We start from the raw sequence: 25,726 nt of genomic DNA, 5'->3' as shown, positions 1-25,726 counted from the left end.
GCGTTTGCCAACCGCGCGATTTGCGCAACGCTATCGCTCTGTGAATTGGTTGCTGGGGCCGGCGAGGGCCGCCGTCCGATCGCATCCCACCGAGCGTGATTTTCCTTGATCGCACCATTCGAAGCGCGGTCTTGCGTCGCCTTGCTGGAATGATTGGCAATGCTTCGCAAGCCGTTGATTTCGCTAATATGAGATTGCGGTGTCTTGCAACACAAAACCCGCAGTCAGAACGTAGCCGAAACGACCAAAACTTTTGATTTCACAAAGGTTATGCTGGCGCACTCGGAGCGAAGTCAGACGGCTAACACGACCTGAAATTCCTCAATAATATCAACAAAGTTTTGGGTCGCAGTTTTTTCTGTGTTAACCGTTATGTTGTGGACCATTTAACCGCCGCGTCTCGAATGGTGATCAGGTGGGCGCCGGCGATAGCCGGGCTTTTTTATTGCGCGGAAAGCCTCCACTTTTGCAGGCCTCGCTTCCCCAACGATCTGTACGCCCTTACCATCATGGTTCTTGAGGCTGTGCTGAAACTTCGGCTAAGCTAGAGATATCTGAGCCGGGGGGCAGCAATGGAATTATTTAGGGCTGAGAGGCTCGGATATTTTGAGAGCAGTTCAACTCGAAAGTGCCGCCTTTGCGGCGACAATCTCGAATTGCTAAGGTCGATCTACTATCCGGAGACTAAAGCAACCATCCGCGTGTTTGAGTGCAAATGCGGCGAGCGCACTTGGGACGAATAAGGGCGCCTCAGTTGGCGGCCTCTTTCAATTTCCACCGCCCGGGCTTCCCTTCGCCAACCCGTTCCACTCCTTTTCCGGCATGATTGCTCTGCAACAGTCTTGGCGTGCTGGAGGCCAAGCGGCCTATTCCGCACCACCCCTGGTTTCGACGATCGTCCCATTCCACTTGCTCGAAAACAAGGGTATGTAAGCCAAATAAGATGGAAATGGTGGGGTGAATGATGCAGCGTCGGCTCGCGGCAGTCTTGGCTGCAGATGTCGTTGGTTACAGCCGTCTGATGGGTGTCGACGAAGTTGGCACGCTCCGATCTCTCAAATCTCACCGCCGTGAACTGGTCGACCCGGGAATTGCGGAACACCGGGGCCGCATCGTCAAAACCACGGGCGACGGCATGCTGGTCGAATTCGCAAGCGTCGTTGATGCGGTCGCGAGCGCCGTCAATATTCAGCGGGAGATGCTGGCACGTAACGCTGCCGTTCCAGAGGATAAGCAGATCGTCTTCCGCATCGGCATAAACGTCGGCGACATCATCATCGACGGCGGCGACATATTTGGCGACGGCGTAAATATCGCTGCGCGTCTCGAAGCGCTGTGCGAGCCCGGCGGGGTCTGTATCTCCCGGGCCGCGAACGAACAGATCAGGGACAAGCTCTCACTGGCTTTCGCCGACCTTGGGGAGCAGACAATCAAGAACATCGCTCGCGCGGTCGGAGTTTACGGGCTGGCGGCCAAGGATATCAGGGCACTTGAACTCGCGGCAGCGCCTGAGCTGACGGCGCTGCCTGCAACGAGTGAGGTTGCCCTCGACGAGCAGGAGATCCACTTCTGCCAAACCAAGGACGGCGTACAACTGGCCTATGCCAAGACGGGCAAGGGTCCGGCCCTTGTCAAGACGGGCAATTGGATGACCCATCTAGAATTCGATTTCGAAAGCCCGATCTGGAGACATCTCTATCGCGAGTTATCGCGCGATCATGAATTGATCCGCTATGACTCGCGAGGAAACGGACTTTCGGATCGTGACGTTCCCGACGTCTCCTTCGATCATTTCGTGGACGATCTCGAATCCGTCGTCGACGCGGCGGGCGTCGACCGTTTTGCTCTTCTTGGCATCTCCCAGGGCTGTTCGGTATCCATCGCCTATGCGGTCCGGCACCCAGAGCGGGTTACCCGCCTGGTCCTTTTTGGAGGCTATGCGGTTGGATGGAAAAGGCGGGCGAGAACGCAAGCCGAGAAGGAAGCCGGCGAAGCGATGCTTACCCTTGTGCGTTTGGGGTGGGGTCAGGAAAACCCGGCTTTCCGCCAAATATTCACGTCGCAGTTCATTCCAGACGGCACCAAGGAGCAAGCAGACTGGTTCAACGAACTGCAGCGTATCTCGACCTCTCCCGAAGATGCAGCGCGCAACTTGATGGCCAACGGCGAAACGGACGTGACGGCGCTGCTTTCCAAGGTGAGTGTGCCGACATTGGTGATGCACTCGCGTCATGACGCAAGAGTGCCATTTGAAGCCGGTCGAAGAATGGCCGCGGCCATTCCGGGAGCTCGCTTTGTTCCGCTCGAAAGCCGAAACCACTTGATCCTGGAAGATGAGCCGGCGTTCGATCGCTTCCTTGACGAACTGAAAGCTTTTTTAAAGCCGGTTGTTTCCGCTCCGTAATTCATGCTGCCATGCCATCTGGCGCCCAACAGATGGCCGCTTCCGGTGCGTCGAGGGAGCGCGGCCCGACATCGTGCGGCAGCGTAGGAGATCGCAGAGACGGCAACATTCGGCGGTCTGGCGCACTCGGAGAGATTCGAACTCCCGACCCTCGGAATCGAAATCTTGTGGCGCCTCAATGATATCAACGAGTTATCCGCGCCATGTTGCGTCCGTGTTGCTGCTAGCCGCCGAGCAGGCGAATCTGGATATCTTCCGCCGCGCGTTGGTCTCCGTCCACGTCCGCGAAAAGGTGGCCGTAGACGTCATAGGTCATCTGGATTGTGCTGTGACCCATCAGCGTTTGAATGGCCTTCGGGTTTTTGCCGCCCTCAATCCACAGAGAGGCGCAGGCGTGGCGTAGGGCGTGCAAGCCGTACCTGCCGACCTCTCGCATGATGGGCTCGCCGGCGTTGTTTATAACGGGTTTGCCGGCGTCATCTAGGACCGGCACCAGAGTGACCACGCCAGCCGCGATCTGGATAGGATCGAAGCCGCGCTGCATGATGTTTGAAAGGGCCTCGACCTTGCCGCTCTTATTTGGAAAAACCAGCCCTAGATCGCCCTTTGGGCATTTCAGCTTCCATTCCCGAAGCGTATTCAAGACCATGGACGAGCAGGGGATTGATCGATAGGCGGACTTCGATTTTAGCTTTCCAATCTTGTGGTAGATGTCCGCGCGCTGGTTGACGTGAATTTGCCGAGCGTCGAAGTCAACGTCGCACCAGCGCAGACCGCGAAGTTCGCTCGCTCGCAAGCCGCAGAACGTGGCAACTAGGATGAGCGGGCGCCACCGACCAGCGGAGTTTGCGATAATCGCTTGCAATTCGCGCTTGGTCGGAATCACGGGCCGCGGATCATCACGTTCGGGAAGATCCAGTTCTAGGCCTTCGGTCGGGGCGACTGCCGAAAGTCCACGTCTTCGCGCTTCTTTGAAGATGGCCCCCAGCGATCGAATGACCCGCTTCATCATGTCTGCGGACCGGCTGGCCTCGCGAAGTTGGTCGGCAAAAGCGTTCACGGCAGGCACCGTAAGCTCCGCAAGCTTCTTTGCGCCTATAAACGGCACAATGTGCAAATCGACGTGTTCCTCATATGCGCAGATCGTCGACTGCTCGAGGCCCTTTTCGTTGCAACGCTTGATCCACAGTGCAGCGGCGTCCTTGACGGTCGGCGACACGCTGCCAGGTGTGTGCAGGCCGCGCTTGAGGTCATGGCTTGTTTCAACGAGCCACGCCTCGCCATCGCTTTTGCGATCGAACAGCTTGGCCCGCCGCTTGCCTGCGCCGTCCACGTAGGAGGCCTGCCAACGCACCAGACCTGACGGCAATTTCCGCTTGCGAACCGTCGCCATATTTTATCCCTTGTTCCTCGGTTTCACGCGAAAAATGCCATCGATTATCCGGCAGAGATCACTCGCGTTCAGAATGATGGCCCGGCGCTTTGTGCCAACTATGCGCCAAAGCACGCTGTCAGAGACCTTCAGATGGAACCAGCTGATCTCGATCGCCCTGGTGGACTTTGAATCCCAGCCGCTTTCCATGAGGCGAGGGGTGGCAATGAAGTACACGTCATCACCAGCCGCAGCGGCAGAGGCCTTCCGGAATTCCGGCAAGAGCCGGGCTTCCCACTCCGTTTTGACTAACTGGACAATGATGGTGGGATCTATGCCGAACTCAGCCAGTTCGAGACAGAAGGCCCACTGCCAGACCTGCTCTTGCGTATAGGTGATTTTTGCGCCGCGGCCAGGGTTACTATCTAGCGGTATGCCGAGCCGCTTTAGGTGCTTGAGCCTACCGCGGAAGGCTCCGGTCCGCACCTTTTCGTCCGCGCCATGAAGGTGTGCGAGCAGGTGCTCGGCCTCAGCATATTGCAGTTCACTCTCACTCATTACAAAGCCGCTCCCGCTCTATCGAACCGGAACAAAGCACATCCACAGGATTAGTACAAGCGCACACTTGCACTAATCCCAACCTTGGTTTATGGATTAGTGCAAACTTACGCTAACCCAAGGTGATTCTGATGCCGTCCCAAGCTGAGCTTCACGACGATTTACTTGAGGGTGCAGACGCTATCGCCGAATTCCTCTTCGGCAAAAAATCTAAACGCCGGAAGGTCTATCACCTGATGGATAAGCTGCCCGTGTTTCGTCTCGGCAATTCGGTATGCGCGCGAAAATCGTCGTTGCTGTCGATGATCGAGGATCAGGAAAAGGCAGCCGGATCTAAGGGAAGGGCCGCTTGACCGATGGCCCTTTCCAGACGCCGGCCAATATACGCGAGTGACATTCGCCAACTCGGCGGTGTCGTCAGTGTTCACACCTCCCGCGACAGGTGCGGCGGTGAGCCAGTTTTTCGCGTCGGGCACATCTCAGGCGGCGGTGACGTCGCGTTTCTTTCAATGCCAATCATGCTTGAAGATCACGCCACAGCCGCGGCGAGGGTACTGGGAGAATTCGTAAATGCTTGGGAGGTAAAGAAGCTTGCCCCCTGACAAACGAAACCCTGCCGGTGAGGGCAGGGCTCGCTTCTTGGAAGGTTTGGATCTCCTTGGCGGCGATCTCCTACAAGATAGCGAAACTCCCGCACAACTGCAACAAAAACGCCGCATAGCACGGCTGTTTTCGGTCGCTCCGGATACCGCGGCCACGATTGCGCGCCTCATTTATGGGGTTGCTCAGTGACGTCGCTAGATATGGCCCGCAAGGCCGGTTTCATCGAATTCGCGCCGCGCGTCGATGGTTTCGCGGCGCTTTGGCACGTCGGCAACTCGGTCACAAACGTCGCCGAAAGCGAGAACTTCGCCGAGATACTGCAGCGGGCCGAGGAATGGGCGCGCTCTGAAGGCGTCCCTCTTGTACGAGGGTTGCAGTAATGGCGCACGAATTCACGGCTGAAAAGCTAGCGAAGATGGACGCCGCGGTTGACGACGACAGGCTGACCGACCTTGACGTCAGGCTGTTCTGGAAGATGGCCAGTGCGGCCGATAGCGCGACCCGCGTCGTCCGCCGGAAACAGTCCACTTTCGCTGCAGCGCTCGCTGTTAGCCGAAGAGCTATCCAACTCTCGATGGACCGGCTTAGCGCCTACGGTTATGTGGCACCGCTGACCAATAAAGCGAGTGGATCGCGGACCTATGTCAACGCGTTCGAGATCGCACCAAAAGCGAACCTATGTTCGCATTACACAAGCGAACCTACGTTCGTATTCAGGAAAAAGAAGCGAACCGCGGTTCAAGAAGATGCGAACCTAGGTTCAAAAACAAGCGAACCGCGATTCGCACATGATCCCTTGTCTTCCCTTGGTATCCCTAAGCGGATTTCAAAAATTGGAAAAGGCAAGGTGACAGTCAAATGCGAATCACCATCAGGCAAACGATGGCAACGCTATTGCTCTGAAAACGGCATTCCCGAACCGGTGCGCAGCGCGCGAACGGACAGCTACATCATGCTGCCGAGCGAAGAGCCTCCTGCGCGCGCTGTGGAGAACGCCGCATGATCGCGCCATCCGCGCTTCGCGATACCGACTGGATCGAGATCATGACCCCGGGTTTTGGTTTCGGAGTCGCTTGGGTGACTCCGTGTGCCTGCAGACGGCGTACCTTGCTTTGGACCGGATCAAGCTACGCCGAAGCCAGGAACGCGGCAGCAACCTGGGCGGACGTCTTGGGTGGCCTTCCGGTGCTCGACCGGAGGGCGCTCAATTGACCGCAGCCGCCGCCATAGGCCGCATTGCCGAGGCCCTTGAAGGCGGCCAGCCGCTGGATCCGGAGGACGCGCGCGCCGTGCTCGATGGGATCCGCGCAGGCAGCGTCGACCAGGCGCTTGGCCTTTCCCGCACCCGCGAGCGCAACGAAATAATACGCCGCGGTATCGCGAGATTTCTGAAAAATGAATCGGCGCCAGCGGATCGGTTTGAACAGCTTCTCACGAGATATGCCAGCGGCGCGTGGCTTCGCGGCGAGCGCGAGCTGTCCGAATGTCCTCGCCGGAACGTTGACAAGATCGAAGAGTGTCTATGGCGGGTTTTGAAGCTCAGAGACAGGTGCCTGACCGCGCGCCAGATCAGGCGCATTTTGGACATTTGAAATGTCCGCCGACTGGTCGGATAAGAAGTTTAATTCAGCACTCCAAGGAACGGGAACAGAAATCAAATGGCCCCCAAAACCGCCGCCGAGATGGCCGCTTTCAAAGCACAGTTCGTCGCCGACATTCGCACAATCGAGGCGCGCGCCGCGGCGGCGTATCCGGCGGTCAACGCCACTATGCTCGACCGCGGTCAACCGCTCGTCGCTCCTGCACCGATCTCGAACGAGAGGCCGGTCGGATCTGTCGCGAGCTACGATCTCGGCTTCGCCAAGCGCTTGCCGCCTGAAGCAAAATCCATTCTGACTAACTTGGCAAATGAGGCATATGAGGCGAAAACCGTCTCCCTTTCGCTGCACAATCGGCGCCTCGACTTGCGCGAAACCGTGGGCGCGGCGAAGGCGCGGCTCAATGAGATCACAGCTAACAGGGCTGGATATCGAAGCGGCGTAGAGGCGTCGATCGCCCAACAGCGCGAGTTTCTGGCAGAATGCGAAGCCGACCTTGCGCTTGTCGAGGATCGATCAAAACACGTCAATGCGACCGCGGCGACTTTGGGCCGGCTTGTGGAGTCGTCGCGTAGTTTGGTCAATCGGATCGATCGCAGCACGCCGATCACGCTTTATGCTGGCCCGTCGCCGCAACTGCGCAAAAACGAAACAGCCAGCGACGCCGTCGAAGCGCGCCGACGTCGGCTCCGTGAACTCGAGGCCGATTTCAATCGGATAACGGTCGCCCCCAAGCTGGCCGCCGACGTGAAGGCCCAGGAGATCGCCCGGATTGAATTACTTGCAAAACAGGGCGCGCCGAACGCGCTTGCGGCCATCGAACAGGGTCTGCCAATTATTTGGCCGACGACCTCAGCCGACCTAATCGGCCAGATCGGCAGCGCGACCGTGATCGACTTTCTAGCGGTCATTGCGCATCTGAACCGTGACGCCATGATTGCAGCGGTCACCCGCGAGATCGACTTGATGGCCGACGACGAGAACGCGTTGAGCGACGGCGACCGCGATAAGCAGCTCAAGCAGATCAAGCGGGATATCCTGGCGACCTCGCGCGAGGAAGTTGCATTCGTCGGTATGGCGAATACCCAAGGCGCCAACATCCTATTCCGCGGCGACACTGACCCGCGCGCGCTCCTTAACCTCGGCGACGACATGCCGGCACCGCGAAATGATTGAAGGTTTCCGCGCTCGGGTGATCTCCGTCACCCGAGTCGGTCAGGCGCCCGGCGGTTTCGAGGCATTGGGCCGTCGGGCGCAATCTAAAATGAAGGGGTTGAAGGTTTGACGTGATGACCAATCCATCAGGCCAATGGCACGGCGGAAACTACGACTACACCTGCGGCATCGCGTGCCGACCGGGATCAATTCGGCCAATGATGTTCTGGCCGTCGGTGCCGTCGCGAGTTCAGGACGGCTATGATCCGGTAGTCAGGTGGATAGTCGAGAGCGACGCCAACGCGCCAATTCCGATCGGCGTCGGCTTCACGTTCGCGCCTGATCCGGCAGCGCTCGTTAGCGAACCGGGCGGCGATCCATCCCTAACCACTTACGTCGGCGAAATTGATTTGTTTCTGGGCAGTCGATCTAACCCGTTGCTCGTCGCCGCTGCGCCTGGCGTGACCGTCACGCCAGAAACCGGGAAGACGTTGGCGCTGCTGACCCCATTCAATTTCGTCACCCTCAGGAAGACGGGCGACAACACTTGGAGCCTCTCCGGTGATCTGAAGCCGTCATGATTGACGCAAGAAAAAATACAACCACAGCGGGTCCTGTCGGCCGGTCAAAAAAAATACGGGACGGCTTAGCATTCGACTTCGCTAGCGTCAGGATTCCAAATTTGGGTCTACAGTCAACACCAAGGGTCAACGAAATGGTAGAATATTTATCTCTGAGCGCCTTGGCGAAAGCACTCGGCAGAGACAAATCCGGCCTTAGCCGTCATGCCAAAAAGGGAACAATTCCAAAGCGTTCGGACGGGACGTTCGACCTTGAGAAGGTCCGTCTTGCGCTGGCGCAAAACGTTGATTTGGCTATGGCTCGTCCGGCTCGGCGGCGAGCAGCGCGTCTACAGTCTACGCTTGGTCAACAGTCTACGTCTACGCGTCAACGGTCTACGCCGATCGACAAGCGCGAGCCGGTCAACGGCTATGACGTCGAGCGCATTCTGGTCGACGGCAAATTCATGACGGTCGGCAACGCCACGGCGCTGGCGGAAACCTACCGCGCTCGCCTCGCGAAAATGCAATTTGAAGCCGAAAGCGGCGCTGCCGCGAAGGCTGAGGCCGATGCGTGGACGGCCTGGGCACCGCGCGCGGCCGACACGTTAGCGGAGGAATTCGGTATCGATCGGAGAAAGCTAACCGCGGTGCTCGAGGATCTTGTCCTCCGCCAAATCGCTGATCGTGAAGCCCAGGTAGAGACACAAGGTTTGGCCGGCAAGAAATGACGACCACGACATTCTTGAGGGGAGGAGCCAAAACCCCGACGAAACGGAAGTCGGTCACCGGTGGAGCGTCAGATCCTCGAAGCGCTTTTGACCGGCGACATCGTGATTTGCCAATGATCTCAGGAGATTTGAAATGATAGGAGACGCGTGATGTTACCAGGACTAGCTGGGATATGCGGCCCCGCTTCGGCTGTCGGCGGCGGCGGTGGCCCAACTGACCCGAATTTCTCCAGCGTCAAACTGCTGATGGGTTTTGAGGGCAGCAACGGATCGACCGGAGCCCCCGGCATGACCGATGAAAGTTCTGCCGCCCACGGCAATGCCGCGGCGAGTAGCGGGGCCAGCATTTCTACGGCCCAATTCAAGTTTGGCGCGTCGTCCCTTTTTGTGGATGGTGCTTCGGATATAACTTTCGCGCATAGTCTTGATTGGGAAATCGGTGCCGACAAGTTTACGATTGAGATGTTTATCAGGCCGCACGCTTTGCCCGCTTTCAATCAATTTTTGTGTGCCCAATGGGGGCATGTCGGGACCAATGAGGGATGGGTACTCTACATTGCAACCAACAAATTAGCTTGGCTCATGAGCACTACGGGCACGAACAGTGTTGGTAGCATAATTGGAACGACCACTCTTGCAATTGACTCGGCATGGTACCACGCATGCATTGATTATGACGGGGCAAAATATCGTCTTTACCTAAATGGTGCGTTGGAGGGATCATTCAGCACCCCAACGACAATCTTCACCAGTCCCTTTCCTCTGGCGTTAGGAAGTTCCAGCCAGAGCGCTACCATTGCAAATTACACCGGCTACTACGATGAGGTGCGCTTCACCAGAGGTGTTGCGCGATACGCCAGTGACTCTGGTTTCACCGTGCCGACTGCGCGCTTCCCGCGCTCATAGTTTCTGGAAAGCAGGGGTAAACACCGGCAGTCTGGGCGGCACATTCACCAAGACGGGCACCATCAATTCATATGGAACAGCCCCCGGACATTACTCCCTGAATTCTTACCTCGGCCCTTCCGCGCCTTGGCGGAATCTTGAAAGTCGTTCGACTGTGATCGCTGGAGGGTTTCGGCAGGTCTTTGTCGGGACGCTCGCAACTAGTCTCGGTGCAATAGACCGCTATATAGCCCCGGTCTTAATAGTCTCGCGCCGGACGAGTTGCTGTACGAGTTAAGCACCGTGGCGTGATGCCAGCAACGTGGCCGGGGGATATCGCTTTGCCACCCTCGATTACTACGAATTTCCGCCGCCGATCCGGCGGCATCACAGTCGGCACAGCGGGGACCACAGAGAGCGCGACGTCTAGCCCAGCGAAGATCTCCAGAACTCGCCTCTCCATAATGAGGTTGAGGTTGTGCGCGTGCCTCACGCGGGCAGTCCTGCTAGTCCAAAGTAAAACGACGCCGCAGGAACCTGCGGTCGCCAAAAGAAACCAATCCATCATTTCCCCCCGGAATGTTCTTTGATATTTGTTTTTTGCTTTAGGCTAACAGCCGGTTCCGGTGCGGGAAAGAGCATTCGGGAAAATTTCGTGTGCTTGGTTGGCGAAAAAGTCGCGCGTCATTTGATTTTCGCCTTCAGCCCCAGTTCGACCAGCCCGGATGGACTCAGGACGGGACGTAGGTTCGTTCTGGCGCTCTGCACGCAGACCGCGGTGCGGCGGCCGATCCGGATGAGGCGCATCACTTCTTGCTCCGTTTGAAATCAGCCAGAAGGCCTGGACTTCTAAGCGTCTCAAGCGGTCTATGCGGTGACGGTGGAGCAGGCGGCGGAAGCGCAGCGCCGGTAGCAGCGGCGAATTTTGCATAATCCGAAAACCGCACGCGCGCGCCCTGCATGATGGCCTCAATCGAGCCGTCTGATTGCATGCGGTAGGGAATGCCAGCGTGCACGGCATCGGGCTCGAAGGCTGTCGGCGCCGTGCCACCAGCCGCAGACTGGCGCATTTTTGCGCTCCATAACGAGCACCGCCAGCAATGCGATCAGTGGTGAAATCACGAGCGCTAAAAAGAACCACAGGATGCCCTCGCGACCGCGGGCATTGGCGGCGACGCCAACGATCGAAAGTCCGATCCAGAAGAGTACGATCTCCATCTTGCCTGCCCTCAAGACGAGGTTGGAGCATCCCGCAACTGGGGGTCGAGCACAAGGGGCGCTATTTCCCCTTCGCGTTCTTTGCCGGCTTCTCGCCTGGGTCTTTCGAGAGGATGTGCAGCATGGTTTCGATCATGCCTCGGATAGCCTCAGGCCCGGGTGTAAGGGCTCTTTCTGCTGGTCTATCCACTTATCCAGTGCCTTCACCGGGAATTAGGCCGAGGCGCTGGCATTCTAGTTCAGTTGCCTTGATCACCCTATCGACCTGAATCGCCGCTCCATCAAGTAAGCCCGCAGGCTCGCTGCCAGCAATCACCTGATCATCATGCGTAAACGAAAGCCCGAAGGCAAAATAGCCTCCGCCCCTTGTGAAGTCAGCACCTCCGGAGCCTAAAATTTCCAGCTCAAAGGTCTTTGGGTGCCATCGATGGCCTAGACCAATGATGATCCCATTCATGACGTACATGACCTGGTGATTATCGGTTTTGAATGGGATGAGCGCGGCGTGCTTCTGAGTATTGCAAAGCTTGCTGAGGGCACTCAGCCAAATGTTGCCGCCACCGTAGGGTTTAAAAGTTTTGAATAGATCGATTATTTCGGGGCGAAGGTCGCGACAATTTTTCTTAATGAGATTGTCCAAGTCTGGGAGGGAGCCGGCTATTGGGAAAAGGGCGCGCTTCGCCTGTTCCTTGCCAGCCAAGATAGCAGTCCCAAAGGCCGTTTGATCTAGTGCGGACCGCAAATTATTGGCGGCGTCAAATGCGATGTTAGAAAGCTGCTCGAAGAAGCCCCGATCAAATTTGATTGTGTGCTGATTTTTGCCGTCCGTCCTACGCTCAATCTGATAGGTGCCCGGCGCCCTACCATTCATGAAGTCGTCAGCTTTAGATCGCAGATCCGCGATGTGATGCCGGGCGCGCGCAAGGGTTCGCTTCGGGCTGCCGAAAAGGTCTGCCATTGTCACTTTCGTGGCCTATTTCCCCTTCGCCTTCATCCATTCGCCTTGGTTGCCATTAAAGCCGCGGGCCTGCAAAGCAGCTAACTTCGCCCGGAATCTCGCGATGTCTCGAAGTAGATCGTCGCGGTTGGGCCCCTGCGGAAGCTTGCGAGCGGTGGCTTCTAGCTTCACCGCCATTTCTTCTAGCTCCTGCAAGTCGTTCACGCTCATTTCTTTAGCCCGAGTCCTCTACAAGCCGGCGGCCGGATTCGGATCTGTTGTTGGATTGGCCTTTGGCACAGCAGTAGTTACAGCGCGCTCTTTGTCGAAGGCCTTTTGAAGTTTTTTGATGTAGGCGGAAGCGTCTTGACCTTCATCGCTGTCGATCAATTCCCGCTTGATGATTTCGTTGCTTAGCAAATTGCTCAGGTAGTCAGTCTCAAGCCTCAAACCCGACAAACGACGGATTTCCCTCCGGAGGGATTCAATCATCGAGTCCGATCTAAGGATCGCGGCAACGGTGTATTTACTGCTCGCTTGTTTCTGATTGAGAAGATCCGCCAAAGAATCTTTTGAATATCCTTCTGACGTCAGATTGCCGAAGCAACTTAGAATGTCGTCGCTCTTGCAATCGGAGGAAAGAATATCGATCTCGAACACCAAAATTTTGTCGATTGGCTTGCCGAACTTCACGCAATAAAGCCGCCAGACCGCACCGTTTGATAGCACTACCCAAGTAACTCCCTCGTTCGCGGCGTAGTCGATTGCCTGCTTGACGTGAGCATCCTTGAGTTCGACGTTGATCGCCTTGGCCTCAATTAAGAAGCGTGGTTTCTCGTCGACCGTGACAACGAGGTCAACGTATGTCCCCCGGATAGCGTGCTCACTTGAAAGGTCTTTGTATTTGTCATAACCCAAGACATCCGCGAGAATGTCTTTGATAATCGTGACAGTGTCGGCTTCGCTGATGTCGCGTTGCTTCGCGGCTTTCAGCACGGGTTGGTATTTCTTAAGCTGAGCGGAAATGCGCGAAGCGACCTTTGCTGATACAGCCATGGCGATCCCCCTTATTAGCCCTGGCCGAGTGTTTCGCAACCAGAGCGAGCGCGCAAGGGCTAGAGCAACAGCAAACGCCCGGAGCATGGGCTGGACTTATTCATCAAATCAGGGCATGATGGGTCCGGGCCTAGAAACCCGAACCAGTGCTGCCCGTGTCATCCCTGAGCTGTGATCCGCGATCCATCGCGGGCGTCAACGCGCATGGGGCGCGAGCTGTCCGGCCTTTGGCCGGGGGGCGCCGTTCTGTCCAAGGCCGCGAGGCCTAAAAGCGCCGCGCCTGTCTCACTGGCAGGTTTCTAGCCCCCGGCTGCCGCGGCTGACCCCGGCTCTAGAAGGCCAAACCAGTGAGCAACCACCATGACAATCGAACGTCCTATGTTTCCCCCTCGGGAAATCGAAACCTATGAACCCTTTGCCACCCCAGACGCCTTTTGCGAGGCGCTGGTGCGTATTGACCGCATCGGCTCATGCCGACGGCTGGTTTTCGCCGTAACCGACCACGGCATACCCGGAAGGCCCGCAAGGGCAGTAGTAGCGAAGTTGGTGGTCCCGGCCGAGCTCATGGCCGAACTTGCCCAGATGATCGCGGCCGATCGCCCCGAGCCGGGCGCCGCGTTCGCCCGCCTTCCCATCGACGCCGTCGCGCATTGAGGGGGCACAGCTCATGAAAACCGAAAAAACGACGTTACTGCCGGCCACGGACCGGCGCAGCTTCCTACGTCGCGCCGTAACCGCCCTTGCCGCCGGCGCGGCCGTGAATGCCACGGCCGTCGTTGCCACGCGGCCGGCGCCCGCGGCGGCCCTTGTGCAGGAGGATCCGGCGATCGTTGCGCTGGGGGAGAGAATCGAACCGCTGCTCGCCACGTATCGCAATGCCGGCGAGGCGCGTCTCAAGGCCCGTGCCGTTGCCGAAGCAAACTGTCCGGCCGTTCCAGAAGAGCTTGTGAGCAAAGGTCATCATGACTGTGTGGGCTACTCGGTTAGTTTACGCGACGTTGAAGGCAACGAGATCTTGCACGATGTTTTCACCATCGATCGCACACAGTGTGTGCGATTGCCCTGGCGAATTCTCAATTCCGAGGCAACGAAAGCGGCAATTGCTCGGAGAAACCTCTTTTGCGATCGGCGGACCGCGTTCGGCAAGAAGCTTGCAAGGCTGATCGAAACAGCGGAAAAATACGAAGCCGAACGTGAGGCCGCCATCGAACGATCAGGCTTAGAAGACGCGAGAGAGCGCCAATATTTAGCGGCAATCGACGTCCAAACGCAGGCGTTTTTGGCTTTCGAGATCGAACCCCGGACAATCGCCGGTGTGCTTGTCCAGGCCCAGGCCCTCAACGCCTGCGCCGAGACGGAGATCGAACTTGGCTACTCTCGCGGTCGATCGGCGCAACTCCTCGGTATTGCTCTGGCGCAATCCCTCACGCGGCTGTCTAGCCTCACGGAGATGGTATGATGGCAGCAACAGCAGAACACCGCCGGCACGCGATTCAAATCGCCTCCGCGCTGCCCAACGACCCCGAGGACGCGCTGATAGTCCTCGACCTGACGAGGCGGCTCATTGTCGAATTTCTCGCTGAAGATGAGCCGGCTCAGATGCCGGGCAAGGTGCTTACCTTGGTCCGCGGAGACGATTGCGCCTGATCTCGACGAGGGCGGCCCTCCAAGGAAGCCCGCCCGGCGTGAACCGGGCGGGTTTTTCTTTGGGGGATGGTCTTTCAAATTTTAGGGAATGTTCATCTGACGTTCAGTACATTTTTGCACTTTGGCCTCGGGGAACAAATCCGATCATTGGTCGTCAATACCCTAGTTCGGTATGTCGGACGGGGCGACTCGGATTTGGGGGAAGAGCGTAAGCCAGCTATGAAGCGCTTTTTCTTCGGTCTCCAAGGCGGGCAGAACACCGACGATCCGCACGGCTTGTTATATGCTGATGATCTTGAGGCTTTCCGAGCTGCAGAAAAGCTGGCCGCCGAGTTGTCCCATGCGCGCCCTAATCTTCGTGGGAACACTTGCGTGGTGATCGCGCCAAGGGGAGTCGATGACCTTTATTGCATAAGCATCTGAAATGGGGGGCCGCGAGTTTTCAATTTGGCGTCACCTCCGGGTTGTGGAGGCGAGCGCCGACCCAGTTCGCCCGGCGCCACATGCGCCAGCAAGCCCGCGGAAAATGGTTTCGTGGTCTCTTCGTTGGGGTGCATCCGGACGAGGAACGGTGAGTTCTAGAACCATTCACCCGGAACGTACTGGTCGAGAAGCAAGACCGACAAAGAGACGAGTAGGCCGATTCCGCAGAATACCGCGATCGAGAAAAGGTCGCTCGCTTTCGAGTCCGCTTGGGATTCGATCGACACCCGCTCAACAATATCTTGAATAACCATTCCCGCCCCCTCCAAAGGATGAGCCCCAGTTGGGAAGCGCTGGTAGTAACCTAGTCCGCGCGCGGGTGCATATGAACGAAATCACACTACCGGAGAAAAACTCCGGCGGCCGAAATTGGCGTCATCCGGACGAGGAGAGGTGAGGGCGGCGGTTCCTGCCGGCGGGTTTTTGCTGGGCGGGCAAAGCGCGAACGGAAAACGAACCGCAGTGTTGCGTCCGTGTTGCGTGGAACAGTTGGTAATGGTTTGTAACCCGTTGTTTTAGCTACAATCGGCTCGCAACGCCTCGCAACACGAACTGAGCCTACAGAACGAAGCCGAAACTGCAAGAAACCCTTTATTTGCAGGCCTTTGTAGTGGCGCACTCGGAGAGATTCGAACTCCCGACCCTCGGAATCGAAATCCGATGCTCTATCCAGCTGAGCTACGAGTGCGTGTGGTTTTTCAATGGGTTAGCCGAGGCGCCAAATTTCTTGGGCACTTCCAAGGCATCTCTACCGCCCCACCAAAAATAATTCCGTCGGGTTCGATTACCAGACTTGCACGGTTGGAGCTAGGCGGCCCTGCGAAGGCTTTGAAGCTGAAACTCCAGGTCCTCGACCAGCTGGGCCAGCCGCTCGCGGGTATGCGGATCTGTGGGCTCCAGCGCCAATCGGAGGGCTTGGGCCAGCTTGCGTTCGAGTTCTGCGCGGTGTCTGCGGTACATTTTATTGCTCCTGCCACGTAGACGGCGGAAACCTCTAAAATGTTCACGGACATCTTCATACTTCGTTAATTCCGCTCCGTTTGGCATGCGAACCACGTATCTGGCCGCGTTTTGTTTTGTTGTGCCAGGTGCTGCCGAAACTCAGGAAACGCGAGTGCTGCAAGGGTTTTCGTGCGCTACGTGGCGGTACGTAGCGCGATAAATTTTGTATCGAAATCCGATGCTCTATCTGAGCTACGAGTGCCTGCTGGCCCGATCAGGCTTGGCCGGGCAGGGCCAGTCAGGGTCACCGCTCTAGAAGCAGGGATGCCGCTGGCGGTCCTGGCCGAGATAGGCGGCGGAGCCCTGGTAGCAGTGATTGTTCGCGGGGCCGTCATAAAAGGCGAAGGTACCGGGGGTGGGGCCGGGTCCGTAATTGTGGAGATAGCTGATCTGGTAGGGCAGCGGCCAGTAATAGTGGTGATGGTGACGGTAGTGGCGCGCTTCGGCCAAGGTCGGCGCGATCGCCGCCGCCACCAGCAGGGCGGCGAAAGAGAAGAACTTCAGTTTGGTCATCTCGATTCTCCCAGGATTCCGCTGAAAGTAGAGCATTTTGGCCGATCCGGCTCCCAGTTTACGCGAAATCGGGCGAAAAACTGCGGGAAATCCGCCACACCGCGGCAATTTTTGGCCTCTTGGGGATGCTTAACGAAATCCCAACACAGTCCCGCCAGAGTTCTGAGGCTTGGTCCACGGGACGGACTGGTTTTCCCGCGTCCTGACAAGGTTATTGGTTCCTGGTCGATCCATGCGCATCACGCCCCTTGCCCTGCTGTTTCTCGTCTTTGTCGCGCAACCTGCGCGCGCCGATCTGCACATCACGCGCGACCACGGCGGGTATGTCGAGGAATACAAGGCCAAGTACAAGCGCATCGCCGACCGCAAGGAACGTGTGATCATCGACGGCATCTGCAATTCCGCCTGCACGCTGGTGTTCGGTATCGTCCCGATGAACAAGATCTGCGTGACGCCGAAGGCCAGCCTCGGCTTCCATCAGGCCTATTACGACAAGGCCTTCACCTTCGGCATCAAGGTTACGAGCTCCGAAGGGACGTCGGATCTGATGTCCTATTATCCGGTCACCGTGAAGGACTGGATCCGCCGCAATGGCGGGCTGACCACCGAAATGAAGAAGATCAAGAACGGCGAAGATCTCTGGAAGATCGTCGATCCCTGCCCGGAAGAGTGGTAGGGCGAATTCGTTTCCCGCCGGGGCGCGCTGATCGCTGGCTTAGCCCGACGGGCAAATCAGTGAATTTGCTGTCAAGCTCGACTTGAGAAAATATTCCTCTTGCCCCGTCGGGCAAATCACCGGTACCTGCTCGCCCGTCTCACCCGGCTCGCGATCGTCACGAAACGCGCGGTGGGATGCGGTGGACGCTGATGTCACGAAGACGAACGTGGCTGACGCGGACGGCGAAGTCGTGTGGTCCTGGCGCCCGACGCTGGCGCCAAACTTGGCAGAGTTGATCTGCGAAGCGACGGTGGCTCGCAATGACGGTCTCGCTGAAGTGCCCTGGGAGAAATTCGGGGATTGCCGGACCGCCGATGTTAAGGCAATCAGGGCCGCAATGAACAAAAACTTCGAGGAAACTGCCGCGCGCGCGGCGCCGGCGATTTTCGTCGTGCTCTGGAGTACCGGCTTCATCGGCACCAAATATGTGCTGCACAATGCCGAGCCGTTTACCTATCTCGCCATTCGGATGGCGTGCGTGGTCGGATTGATGGCGATCATCGTTGCGGTTGCGCGGCCGCGATGGCCCGACCGTGCCGGCATCGGCCACAGCATCGTCGCGGGGCTTTTGGTGCACGGGATCTATCTCGGCGGTACTGCGGTTGCGATCTCGCATTCGATTCCGGCCGGCCTCTCGGCGCTGATTCCCGGCCTGCAACCGATCCTGACCTCGACGCTGGCCAATCGCTGGCTCGGCGAACGCGTGACGCCGCTGCAATGGACGGGCTTGCTGGTCGGGCTCTTCGGCGTCGTGCTGATTCTGCACGACCGGCCGATGAGCGGGGAGGCGGGCTGGGGCTGGCTGGCGTCGGGCGTATCGCTGATCAGCATCACGCTGGGGACGCTCTATCAGCGGCGCTACTGCAACCAGATCGACTGGCGCGCCGGCAATCTTGTGCAGTACATCGCGGTCACGATCTTTTTCGGCATCGGCGCGTGGCTGTTCGAGACCAATGTGGTGCACTGGACCACCGAGTTCATGCTGGCACTGGCGTGGCTGGCGGTGGTGCTGTCGATCGGGTCGATCGGGCTGTTGTACTGGCTGATCCGGCGTTCGGCCGCGACCTCGGTCGCAAGCCTGTTCTATCTGGTGCCGGCGGTGACCGCTGTCATGGCCTATGTCCTGTTCGGCGAGCGGCTGGACGCGGTGGCTGTCGTCGGCATGGTTGCCTGCGCCGCGGCGGTGTTTCTGGTCAACAGGCGGGCGTGACTCAGGGTGAAAGCAATCCGCCTCCAATCCAACAACATCCTTAACGTGTCGTTTGATTCCGTGCTATCTTGAGGGTGCGATATTTTGTGCCTTAGCAAAGGAGGTTTTCATGAAAGTTATTCGCGCGGCCCAGGCAGGACAAGGCGGTGCCGTCAACGTCGCCTGCATCAACATGGCGACGGTCGATCTCGGCGCACCCTTCGACAAGCTCACCGCCGCATTGCAAAAATGCTACGACCAGTACTTTCTGCCGGTCTGGGGCTACCCGCTGAAATTGTATAATACCAAGACTGCCAAACCGTCCGACTGGCAATTCGTCTATTTCGACAATGCCGACGCCGCCGGTGCGCTCGGCTATCACGACCTGACAAAGGACGGGCAGCCGGTGTCGAAAATCTTCGTCAAGACGACCCTCGCGGCCAACGAACTCGTCAGCGTTACGGCTTGCCATGAGTTGTTTGAGATGGCGATCGATCCGATCGCAAACCTGTGGGCGGAGGCCGCTGACGGCACCGAATACGCCTATGAGATGTGCGACGCCGTGGAAGAGGATACCTTCGTGGTGGACGGGATAAAGATGTCAAACTTCCTGCATCCCGCCTGGTTCGAACCGTTCAAGCACCCGCCCAAGACAAAATTCGATCATCTCGGCCTGCTCAAGAAGCCGTTCAGCATGACCAAGGGCGGCTATGTGATCGTCAAGCATAACGGCAAGGTGAAAGAGGTTTTCGCGTCCAAGGCGAAAGAAAAGCGGTTCGCGAAAGAGAACCGGCTCGGACACCGCAGCGAGCATCGCAAACCTACGAGTAAAGGTCTGCTAATTCCCAAAGGGAAAAAAGTCCGAACAGCAGGCCGGTCCAGGCTCGCAGCCTAGCGGCGACCGCAAGCCCGCGCGTTCGGCACGCCATCAACAAAAACAAAAGCCTCCAGGTTCACCCGGAGGCTTTTGCGGGCCACGCCGACCATTGCGCAAACCGTTCGCAAGACTGGTTCGGCGTTATGCGCCGGATCAGCGCTTGGATTTCTTCGCCTTCTTTTTCTTCTTGGCGACCTTCTTGACGGCCTTCTTTGCGGTTTTCTTGGCCGCCTTCTTGGACTTCTTCGCCGCTTTCTTTGCCGATTTCTTGGCGGCCTTTTTGGCTTTCTTCTTCGGCGCCGCCTTCTTCACGGCTTTCTTGGCCGCCTTTTTGGCCTTCTTGACCACCGGCATCGCGGCCGGTTCGGCGGCGGTGCTTGCGATTTCAGTCGGCTGTTCAGTCACAGGTGTATCGTCGATCATGTCATCCCCCAGTAATTTACTGCGGTCACAACGATAGCGAGATTTATGAAAGCGTCAAACGGATGTCATCGACGCGTTGCGGATCCCGGCGTAGGCGGCCAACGCGCGTTCGCGAGCCGTCTTGTGATCGACGATCGGGTAGGGATAGATGTTGCCGAGTTCGACCCCGGCGCCGGCAAGTTCGAGCGGCGTCGCCGTCCAGGGCTGATGGATCAGGCCGGCCGGCAGCCGCGTAAGCTCCGGCACCCAGCGCCTGACATAGGCGCCATCGGGATCGAATTTCTGGCCCCTGCAGGATCGGGTTGAATACCCGGAAATAAGGCGCCGCATCGGCGCCGGAGCCCGCGACCCATTGCCAGTTGGCCGGGTTGCTGCCGGCATCGGCATCGACCAGCGTGTCCCAAAACCATTGCTCGCCGCAGCGCCAGTCGATCAGGAGATGCTTGACCAGGAACGACGCCACCACCATCCGCACCCGGTTGTGCATCACCCCGCTGTGCCAGAGTTCGCGCATTCCGGCATCGACGATGGGGTAGCCGGTCCGGCCGCGCTGTCAGGCCCGCAGCGCGCCGGGATCATGGCGCCAGGGGAAAGCGTCGAAGGAAGGCTGCAAATTGCGCATCGAGAGGTCGGGGACGTCGAACAGCAAATGGCGGCAGAACTCGCGCCAGCCGAGTTCGCTGAGGAATTTGTCGATGTCGCCGGACAGGGGCGGGCGCTCGGCCGCGGCAAAGCGCGCGGCGTGCCAGATCTGACGCGGGCTGATCTCGCCGAAGCGCAAATGCGGCGACAGGTTGGAGGTGCCATCCCGGTCGGGCCGGTCGCGTTCGCCGGCATAGCCAGCCACGCCGTTTTCGAGGAAGGCCGCGAGCCGGGCCTGCGCCGATGCCTCGCCGGGATTCCAGATGTCGCGCAGGCCCGCGGCCCAGTCCGGCGCTACGGGTTCGAGGTGCCAGCTTTCCAGCGTGTCGCTTGCGAGGTTGGGCGCGCCGCTCAGCTTGCTGGGGCGCGGGAAGCGGTTTTGGCGGATCGCCAAGCATTTGCACCCGCCGCCAGAACGGCGTGAACACGCGCAGGCCGCGACCCTCCTTGTTGCGGATATTGACGGGCGCCGTGAGGAGGTCGCCGGGAAATTTTTGCGAGCCAATACCGTCCCTTGCAAGCACGGCTTCAACTTCTCCGACAACGGCTTGATGTGGCGCCTGCGCAATCTCGTTCCAAAACACAGCGCGGGCATCGGCCTCGCGCGCGAACTTGCCGATAACGCTGGCGGCCGGCCCTTTGCGCAGCACGAGCGGCGCGCCGATGACGCCCAGACTGGCTTGCAGGCTGCGCAACGACTGCGCCAGCCACCAGCGCGCGGCGCCGCCGGCCGGCCGGGCGTTCGGCGGCTTCAGCGCGCGGCTCTTCTCGTCGTGGACGTACAGACAAATCACCGGCGTGCCGGCGTTCGCCGCGGCGTGCAGGGCAGGGTGGTCGGACAGGCGCAGATCATCGCGAAACCAGACGATGATGGGCGGGGCGCTCGTCATGCGATCGTCGTCGACATCTCCTGGGGCGCCTGCGTGACGGCGGTCTCCTCGACCGCCGCCCTTGCTGTCGCGAACTGGCTCGCGCCGAAAATCTGAGGCGTCGTCACTTCGGCTGCGGCACGATCCGGATGTACGGCTTCGGCGCCTTCCAGCCCTGCGGATAGATCGTCTTGGCCTCGTCGTCGGAGACGGAGCCCGCGATGATGACGTCTTCGCCCTGTTTCCAGTCGGCCGGCGTCGCGACCCGATGTTTTGCGGTCATCTGCAGGGAATCGATCACGCGCAATATTTCCTGGAAATTGCGGCCGGTTGTCATCGGATAGACCAGCACCAGCTTGATCTTCTTGTCGGGCCCGATAACGAAGACGTTGCGGACGGTCTGGTTGTCCGCGGGCGTGCGCGTTAGCGGATCGCCCGAGGTCGACGCCGGCAGCATGTCGTAGAGTTTTGAGACGTTGTAATCGGTGTCGCCGATCATCGGATAGTTCGGTGCGGCACCTTGCGTCTCCTTGATGTCCTCGGACCATTTGGCGTGCCGGTCGACGGGATCCACGCTCAGGCCCATCAGTTTGATGCCGCGCTTGTCGAATTCCGGCTTCAACTTTGCGAGCGCGCCGAGCTCGGTGGTGCAAACCGGCGTGAAATCCTTGGGGTGTGAGAACAACAGCGCCCAGCTGCTGCCGATCCAGTCGTGGAATTTGATTTTGCCCTCGGTGGTCTGGGCTTCGAAGTCGGGGGCGACAGCGCCAATCTGGAGTGCCATGATGTTACCTCATATTATTGAAGTTACTGAAGAATTCCTGTTCCAGCCATTGCGGAGAGTATAGGGGATGGAGGGGCCTAAGTGAACCGGGCGGCCAAAAAGGTGAAATCCTTCTCCGCAGGGTGGAACTCCTAGCATCTTCTATCGATCCGCGCCCCTGCGGCGAAAAGACCCGACGCGGTCCAAAAGGCCGGAATTGCCCCGATATTGCCTTTTATGACCCGCAAGACGCCCGGCCCGATGGCTTTAGCCTCGAACCGTGACAGCGCTCACAGCGACCAATCGGCAACCATCTAAAAATCTCTGAATGCAAGTTTCGAATCATTAACCACTCGTTTACGCCCGCATGGAAATGCTGGACCTGGACCAAAAAAGAAACTGAGAAGTGCAACTATGTCTGCCCCTAGTACCAAGGCCAATGAGCTGTTCGCCGCCCTCCAACCGTCCTGCCGCAAGACCGCGGCCCATGCTCTGACCATTGTGCGCGACGGCGTGATCACCGGCGAAGGCCCGACCACCAAAGGCCGTATCCATTTTTCCCGCACGCTGGACGCCGATGACGCCACCCTGTGCGCGCGCATCCTGACCGCAAGCGCGGTCGAGCATCAGCCGGTCAGCCGCGCCGAGGCCGAGGCGCTGTTCGAGATCAACGACGCCGCCGCCGAGCGCAGCGACAACGGCCAGTTCGATGATTTGCTGGCCAAGGCCGTCGCGCATCATGCGGCTTCCGAATCCGGACTGCCGGTGCCGCCGCGCACGGTGGCGCTGTCGCCGGACACCGATATCGCAAGCTGGGCGCCGGCGCATGCGCGGCAAATCGACACCCAGATGCTGGAATGGATCGCCGGCCAGATGCGCGGCAAGCGCCGCAGCAACCACACGCTGGCAGCCATGGTCGCGACCGTCGTCGGCGCGGCCGCCCTGCCGCTGTCGCAGCTGCCGAACGTGTTCGACATCGGGATGATGTAGGCGCACTCCAAACGACTGGATTTTAAAGCGGCGGGGCATTTCCCCGCCGTTTTTGTTTGTCGAAAAACCGGATCGTTCGACGAAACTCTCCCGTTTTCCCCAGGGAATGGGCGTCAATCGACCTGACGCACCGGCTGACAAGGGACCCCTGCGCGAGCGGGATTCGGCGCCCGTCAAGAATTGACGGAATCGCGGGGCGGTGCATGCTCGCGGCATGTTGGGATTGTTCAGGGGTTGTCGCCTGGCTCGCATGAGCAGCGGGCGTTATTGCGTGGTGCGGGATCTCGGCCTGGTCAAGGGCGGGAAGGGCATGCGACACCACGAGGTCGTGCTGCCGCTGAGCCTGCGTGAGCTGATGAGGCGGCTACGCCAGCCGTCGGCCAAAGGTCCTGAGCCCGCGGCAAGCGCGGACTTGCTTCAAGAGATAAATTCGTAGTGCAGCATTCCGCTGGACCATGGCGCCTTGCGCGCTAAGCCGCGCGTCACCCGGATGAGCCAACGGGTCGGCGCGTAACGCCGCCCGATGACAGGCTTGGCGATGTCCGCGACGTTCTGTTCCGCGCTCCCCGCATATCGCTGCGCTCATGCGGGCTACCGGCTGCGATAAATACGACGCGGCGAGGGTTACTTCCCCGCCGTTTTCTGCTTGCCGCCTTCCGCATCCAGCCCGAGCGTGCGGCCGGGGAAGCCGGCGACGTCGAAATAGCGCGTCGACAGCACGCGCTGGAATTTCAACACCGTCTGCAAGCCGTTCGCGGCCGGCTTGGAGGTGACGGTGCCGTCGGCGGTCTTCGGAACAATGCCATTGGGGAGCGCCTCGGATATGACGCGGCCCATCAAGCCGCCGTTGCCGGTGCCACGCAAATGCAGAAGCTGCGCAATGGTCATGCCGACGTCGGCGTTGCTGACCGGGAGCGGATCGACATAGCCGGATTTGAAGTCGGGTCCGATTGCCGCCATGAAATTCAGGGTGTCGCCGCGGCTGAAGCTGCCGTGCATGCCCTGGCCCTGCCGCAGCACCGTGTCGGCGACCTGGACCGAGCAGTTGGTCGGCTCCTCGCAGCCGCTCGACCATGAGCGGAAATTGACGACGATCGACGGGGTCGGCGTCACCGCCTTGCCCTTGAAGTTGAGCTGCGACATCGGCAGCGTGCCGGGGAAACGTCCGAGCTTGTCGTCCACGAACAGCCCGCTGACGTAATCCTGCTCCAGCAGCGCCTTGATGGTGCGGTCGGCCAGCTTCTTGTCCTTGTTCGGCAGGTAGATCAAATCCGATCCACCGTTGGTCGCAACCACCAGATCGGGCTTTGTTGCATCCTGTCCGAGCACGCCATTGCCGGCCTTGGGATGGGCATTGTCGGCGACGCGCGCATTCTTGTCGTTGGGATCGAACAGCGGCAGGTTCAGCGCTTTCGAAAGATCGATGGCGAGGAAGCCCATGGGCAGGAAATCCTTCGGCGTGTCGTCGTAGGAAATCTTCGCCGAGGGGCTGGTCTTGCTCTCCTTCGAAATCGTCGAGAAGCCGTGGTCGGCGGAGACGATGATGTTGGTGTTGGCGGCGAGGCCGAGATCGTCGAGCGCCTTGCGCAATTGCGCCAGGTTGTTGTCGGCGTTCTTGATGCCGGCCATCGAAGTCGGGCCGTTGATGCCGGGGGTGATGGTGTTGAGGCTGTCGCCGGTATTGTGCTGGCTGCCGTCGGGGTCGCGCGACCAGAACACCAGCACGAACGGCTTCTTGCGCGCCTTGAACATCGGCAGCACCACCTTGCTGGCGACGTCGGCCATGTAGGCCTGTTGCGCGACGTTGGCGACCGTGGTGCCGGGCGTCTTGGCGTCGCCGGCATTGGCGTTATCGCCACGCGAGGGGGTCGTCAGCGGTAAATTGGCTTTCGTCAGCGCGTTCTTGATTTCGTCCGACAGGGGAACGCCGGTCTTGCCGCCGGTGGAGTCGTCGATCACGATCGTGTTCTTGCCACGATCGGTGTGGTCAAAGATCAGAGTCGGGCCGAGCTTGCCGATGGCGGCCGTGCTGAATCCTTTCTCGCGCGCCATCTTGAGGATGGTTTCCTCGTTGAGATAGTCGCCGTTGAAGTGCTCGTCGACATCGCCGAGCACGGCGTCGTTTTCGAGGAAGGGGACCACGGTGTCGCCGGCCGGGACCGAACTATAACCGGTATAGATCGTGTTGCTGAAGTCACCCGTATCGCCGAGATAATGGCCGGTCGCCATCGCAGAGGCGTTCGCGGTCGTGAAGGTCGGAAACAGCGAATGCGAGTTCCTGAAGTTGACGCCCTTGTCGCGGATATCGGCCATTGCGGGTGCGGTCTGCGGCGTCACGATGCGCGCGCGCAAGCCGTCCGGCACGAACAGGATCAGGTTGCGCGGCGTGGCGTTTTGCGCCGAAGCAGCTGTTGCGGTCAGCGTGATCAGGCTTGCGGACAGCAACACCATTGTGCGGCGCATCAGGTTCTCCCCGTCAGAAACGATTCCGGCTGGCAGCCGTTGCTTCCGTTTAGTTTCGCTACATGACAGA

At 59.1% G+C, this 25,726-nt stretch carries 31 protein-coding genes, 1 tRNA gene and 1 pseudogene; 18 read left to right on the top strand and 15 right to left on the bottom strand.

All coding sequences use genetic code 11. From position 1 onward, the window contains the following. Positions 1 to 961: 961 nt before the first annotated feature. Positions 962 to 2,404, top strand: a complete 1,443-nt coding sequence (locus V1289_RS49435; RefSeq protein ID WP_334407193.1) for an alpha/beta fold hydrolase — start codon at positions 962 to 964, stop codon at positions 2,402 to 2,404. Between the two features lie 223 nt (positions 2,405 to 2,627). Here V1289_RS49435 and V1289_RS49430 read toward each other — a convergent pair whose 3' ends face one another. Both V1289_RS49430 and V1289_RS49425 read right to left on the bottom strand, forming a co-directional pair. Continuing rightward, the gene (locus tag V1289_RS49430; protein WP_334407191.1) at positions 2,628 to 3,797 is read right to left on the bottom strand and encodes a tyrosine-type recombinase/integrase; all 1,170 of its coding nucleotides are present in this window, start codon (positions 3,795 to 3,797) and stop codon (positions 2,628 to 2,630) included. Positions 3,798 to 3,800: 3 nt separating this feature from the next. Beyond that, positions 3,801 to 4,334, bottom strand: a complete 534-nt coding sequence (locus V1289_RS49425; protein WP_334407189.1) for a hypothetical protein — start codon at positions 4,332 to 4,334, stop codon at positions 3,801 to 3,803. Positions 4,335 to 4,465: 131 nt separating this feature from the next. Between V1289_RS49425 and V1289_RS49420 the strand changes: the two genes are divergently transcribed. The 9 genes from V1289_RS49420 (at position 4,466) to V1289_RS49380 (ending at position 9,887) form a co-directional block, all read left to right on the top strand. Continuing rightward, positions 4,466 to 4,687: a DNA-binding protein gene (locus V1289_RS49420; protein ID WP_334407187.1), complete on the top strand. Its 222-nt coding sequence runs from the start codon at positions 4,466 to 4,468 to the stop codon at positions 4,685 to 4,687. A 450-nt stretch (positions 4,688 to 5,137) separates the two neighbouring features. After that, positions 5,138 to 5,317 (top strand): hypothetical protein, encoded by a 180-nt coding sequence (locus tag V1289_RS49415; RefSeq protein ID WP_334407186.1) that lies wholly within the window; start codon positions 5,138 to 5,140, stop codon positions 5,315 to 5,317. After that, positions 5,317 to 5,940, top strand: coding sequence for a hypothetical protein (locus V1289_RS49410; protein ID WP_334407185.1), 624 nt, complete (start codon positions 5,317 to 5,319; stop codon positions 5,938 to 5,940). The genes V1289_RS49415 and V1289_RS49410 overlap by 1 nt, the downstream gene beginning before the upstream one ends. Further along, positions 5,937 to 6,149, top strand: a complete 213-nt coding sequence (locus V1289_RS49405) for a hypothetical protein (protein WP_334407184.1) — start codon at positions 5,937 to 5,939, stop codon at positions 6,147 to 6,149. Before V1289_RS49410 ends, V1289_RS49405 begins: the two co-directional genes overlap by 4 nt. Continuing rightward, on the top strand, positions 6,146 to 6,529 hold the full coding sequence (locus V1289_RS49400; RefSeq protein ID WP_334407183.1) for a hypothetical protein: 384 nt from the start codon (positions 6,146 to 6,148) through the stop codon (positions 6,527 to 6,529). The genes V1289_RS49405 and V1289_RS49400 overlap by 4 nt, the downstream gene beginning before the upstream one ends. Positions 6,530 to 6,595: 66 nt before the next feature. Then, a complete protein-coding gene (locus tag V1289_RS49395; RefSeq protein WP_334407181.1) occupies positions 6,596 to 7,711 on the top strand; it encodes a hypothetical protein in 1,116 nt (371 codons plus the stop codon). A 113-nt stretch (positions 7,712 to 7,824) separates the two neighbouring features. Next, positions 7,825 to 8,271, top strand: a complete 447-nt coding sequence (locus V1289_RS49390; RefSeq protein WP_334407179.1) for a hypothetical protein — start codon at positions 7,825 to 7,827, stop codon at positions 8,269 to 8,271. After that, complete coding sequence (locus V1289_RS49385) at positions 8,268 to 8,981, top strand: hypothetical protein (RefSeq protein WP_334407177.1); 714 nt, start codon at positions 8,268 to 8,270, stop codon at positions 8,979 to 8,981. The genes V1289_RS49390 and V1289_RS49385 overlap by 4 nt, the downstream gene beginning before the upstream one ends. Positions 8,982 to 9,131: 150 nt before the next feature. Further along, positions 9,132 to 9,887 carry a LamG domain-containing protein gene (locus tag V1289_RS49380; protein WP_334407175.1) on the top strand — a complete coding sequence of 252 codons (756 nt, stop codon included), beginning with the start codon at positions 9,132 to 9,134 and terminating at the stop codon, positions 9,885 to 9,887. Positions 9,888 to 10,550: 663 nt separating this feature from the next. Here V1289_RS49380 and V1289_RS49375 read toward each other — a convergent pair. From V1289_RS49375 to V1289_RS49355, 5 genes are all read right to left on the bottom strand, one after another. Beyond that, positions 10,551 to 10,676: a hypothetical protein gene (locus V1289_RS49375; RefSeq protein ID WP_334407174.1), complete on the bottom strand. Its 126-nt coding sequence runs from the start codon at positions 10,674 to 10,676 to the stop codon at positions 10,551 to 10,553. A 159-nt stretch (positions 10,677 to 10,835) separates the two neighbouring features. Then, positions 10,836 to 11,084 carry a hypothetical protein gene (locus tag V1289_RS49370; RefSeq protein ID WP_334407173.1) on the bottom strand — a complete coding sequence of 83 codons (249 nt, stop codon included), beginning with the start codon at positions 11,082 to 11,084 and terminating at the stop codon, positions 10,836 to 10,838. Positions 11,085 to 11,274: 190 nt separating this feature from the next. Further along, positions 11,275 to 12,042: a hypothetical protein gene (locus V1289_RS49365; protein WP_334407172.1), complete on the bottom strand. Its 768-nt coding sequence runs from the start codon at positions 12,040 to 12,042 to the stop codon at positions 11,275 to 11,277. A 15-nt stretch (positions 12,043 to 12,057) separates the two neighbouring features. Further along, positions 12,058 to 12,252 carry a hypothetical protein gene (locus V1289_RS49360; RefSeq protein WP_334407170.1) on the bottom strand — a complete coding sequence of 65 codons (195 nt, stop codon included), beginning with the start codon at positions 12,250 to 12,252 and terminating at the stop codon, positions 12,058 to 12,060. Positions 12,253 to 12,270: 18 nt separating this feature from the next. After that, positions 12,271 to 13,077 carry a type I restriction enzyme HsdR N-terminal domain-containing protein gene (locus V1289_RS49355; RefSeq protein WP_334407168.1) on the bottom strand — a complete coding sequence of 269 codons (807 nt, stop codon included), beginning with the start codon at positions 13,075 to 13,077 and terminating at the stop codon, positions 12,271 to 12,273. Positions 13,078 to 13,437: 360 nt separating this feature from the next. Here V1289_RS49355 and V1289_RS49350 point away from each other — a divergent pair, with 360 nt between their 5' ends. From V1289_RS49350 to V1289_RS49335, 4 genes are all read left to right on the top strand, one after another. After that, complete coding sequence (locus V1289_RS49350; protein WP_334407166.1) at positions 13,438 to 13,731, top strand: hypothetical protein; 294 nt, start codon at positions 13,438 to 13,440, stop codon at positions 13,729 to 13,731. 13 nt (positions 13,732 to 13,744) lie between these two features. Then, on the top strand, positions 13,745 to 14,536 hold the full coding sequence (locus tag V1289_RS49345; protein ID WP_334407164.1) for a hypothetical protein: 792 nt from the start codon (positions 13,745 to 13,747) through the stop codon (positions 14,534 to 14,536). Beyond that, positions 14,533 to 14,724 carry a hypothetical protein gene (locus V1289_RS49340; protein ID WP_334407162.1) on the top strand — a complete coding sequence of 64 codons (192 nt, stop codon included), beginning with the start codon at positions 14,533 to 14,535 and terminating at the stop codon, positions 14,722 to 14,724. The genes V1289_RS49345 and V1289_RS49340 overlap by 4 nt, the downstream gene beginning before the upstream one ends. Positions 14,725 to 14,943: 219 nt before the next feature. Continuing rightward, positions 14,944 to 15,147: a hypothetical protein gene (locus V1289_RS49335; protein WP_334407160.1), complete on the top strand. Its 204-nt coding sequence runs from the start codon at positions 14,944 to 14,946 to the stop codon at positions 15,145 to 15,147. 155 nt (positions 15,148 to 15,302) lie between these two features. Here the strand turns inward: V1289_RS49335 and V1289_RS49330 are convergent, their stop codons facing one another. The 4 genes from V1289_RS49330 to V1289_RS49315 all read right to left on the bottom strand — a co-directional run bounded on the left by V1289_RS49330 (position 15,303) and on the right by V1289_RS49315 (position 16,722). Next, positions 15,303 to 15,461 carry a hypothetical protein gene (locus V1289_RS49330; RefSeq protein WP_334407158.1) on the bottom strand — a complete coding sequence of 53 codons (159 nt, stop codon included), beginning with the start codon at positions 15,459 to 15,461 and terminating at the stop codon, positions 15,303 to 15,305. A 357-nt stretch (positions 15,462 to 15,818) separates the two neighbouring features. Further along, positions 15,819 to 15,895 (bottom strand) — tRNA-Arg (locus V1289_RS49325). Between the two features lie 119 nt (positions 15,896 to 16,014). After that, complete coding sequence (locus V1289_RS49320; protein ID WP_334407156.1) at positions 16,015 to 16,167, bottom strand: hypothetical protein; 153 nt, start codon at positions 16,165 to 16,167, stop codon at positions 16,015 to 16,017. Positions 16,168 to 16,461: 294 nt separating this feature from the next. Beyond that, a complete protein-coding gene (locus V1289_RS49315; protein WP_334407154.1) occupies positions 16,462 to 16,722 on the bottom strand; it encodes a hypothetical protein in 261 nt (86 codons plus the stop codon). Positions 16,723 to 16,954: 232 nt separating this feature from the next. Between V1289_RS49315 and V1289_RS49310 the strand changes: the two genes are divergently transcribed. The 3 genes from V1289_RS49310 (at position 16,955) to V1289_RS49300 (ending at position 19,524) form a co-directional block, all read left to right on the top strand. After that, entirely contained in the window at positions 16,955 to 17,398 is a 444-nt protein-coding gene (locus tag V1289_RS49310; protein WP_074276099.1) for a hypothetical protein, read from the top strand. Positions 17,399 to 17,777: 379 nt separating this feature from the next. Then, positions 17,778 to 18,650, top strand: coding sequence for a DMT family transporter (locus V1289_RS49305; RefSeq protein WP_334407982.1), 873 nt, complete (start codon positions 17,778 to 17,780; stop codon positions 18,648 to 18,650). Positions 18,651 to 18,759: 109 nt separating this feature from the next. Then, positions 18,760 to 19,524: a hypothetical protein gene (locus V1289_RS49300; protein WP_442896156.1), complete on the top strand. Its 765-nt coding sequence runs from the start codon at positions 18,760 to 18,762 to the stop codon at positions 19,522 to 19,524. A gap of 135 nt (positions 19,525 to 19,659) precedes the next feature. Here the strand turns inward: V1289_RS49300 and V1289_RS49295 are convergent, their stop codons facing one another. The 3 genes and pseudogenes from V1289_RS49295 to V1289_RS49285 form a co-directional block, all read right to left on the bottom strand. Beyond that, entirely contained in the window at positions 19,660 to 19,929 is a 270-nt protein-coding gene (locus tag V1289_RS49295) for a hypothetical protein (RefSeq protein ID WP_334407152.1), read from the bottom strand. Between the two features lie 54 nt (positions 19,930 to 19,983). Next, positions 19,984 to 21,461: pseudogene (locus V1289_RS49290) on the bottom strand (cryptochrome/photolyase family protein). Between the two features lie 103 nt (positions 21,462 to 21,564). Further along, on the bottom strand, positions 21,565 to 22,224 hold the full coding sequence (locus V1289_RS49285) for a peroxiredoxin (protein WP_334407150.1): 660 nt from the start codon (positions 22,222 to 22,224) through the stop codon (positions 21,565 to 21,567). Positions 22,225 to 22,617: 393 nt separating this feature from the next. Here V1289_RS49285 and V1289_RS49280 point away from each other — a divergent pair, with 393 nt between their 5' ends. After that, positions 22,618 to 23,193 (top strand): hypothetical protein, encoded by a 576-nt coding sequence (locus V1289_RS49280; protein ID WP_334407148.1) that lies wholly within the window; start codon positions 22,618 to 22,620, stop codon positions 23,191 to 23,193. A 624-nt stretch (positions 23,194 to 23,817) separates the two neighbouring features. Here the strand turns inward: V1289_RS49280 and V1289_RS49275 are convergent. Continuing rightward, positions 23,818 to 25,656 carry an alkaline phosphatase family protein gene (locus V1289_RS49275; RefSeq protein WP_334407146.1) on the bottom strand — a complete coding sequence of 613 codons (1,839 nt, stop codon included), beginning with the start codon at positions 25,654 to 25,656 and terminating at the stop codon, positions 23,818 to 23,820. Positions 25,657 to 25,726 lie beyond the last annotated feature (70 nt).

This window comes from Bradyrhizobium sp. AZCC 2289, assembly GCF_036924615.1.
Classification (GTDB): domain Bacteria; phylum Pseudomonadota; class Alphaproteobacteria; order Rhizobiales; family Xanthobacteraceae; genus Bradyrhizobium.
Note: the sequence above shows the minus strand (reverse complement) of the source record. Positions and strands in the feature narration are given on the sequence as shown.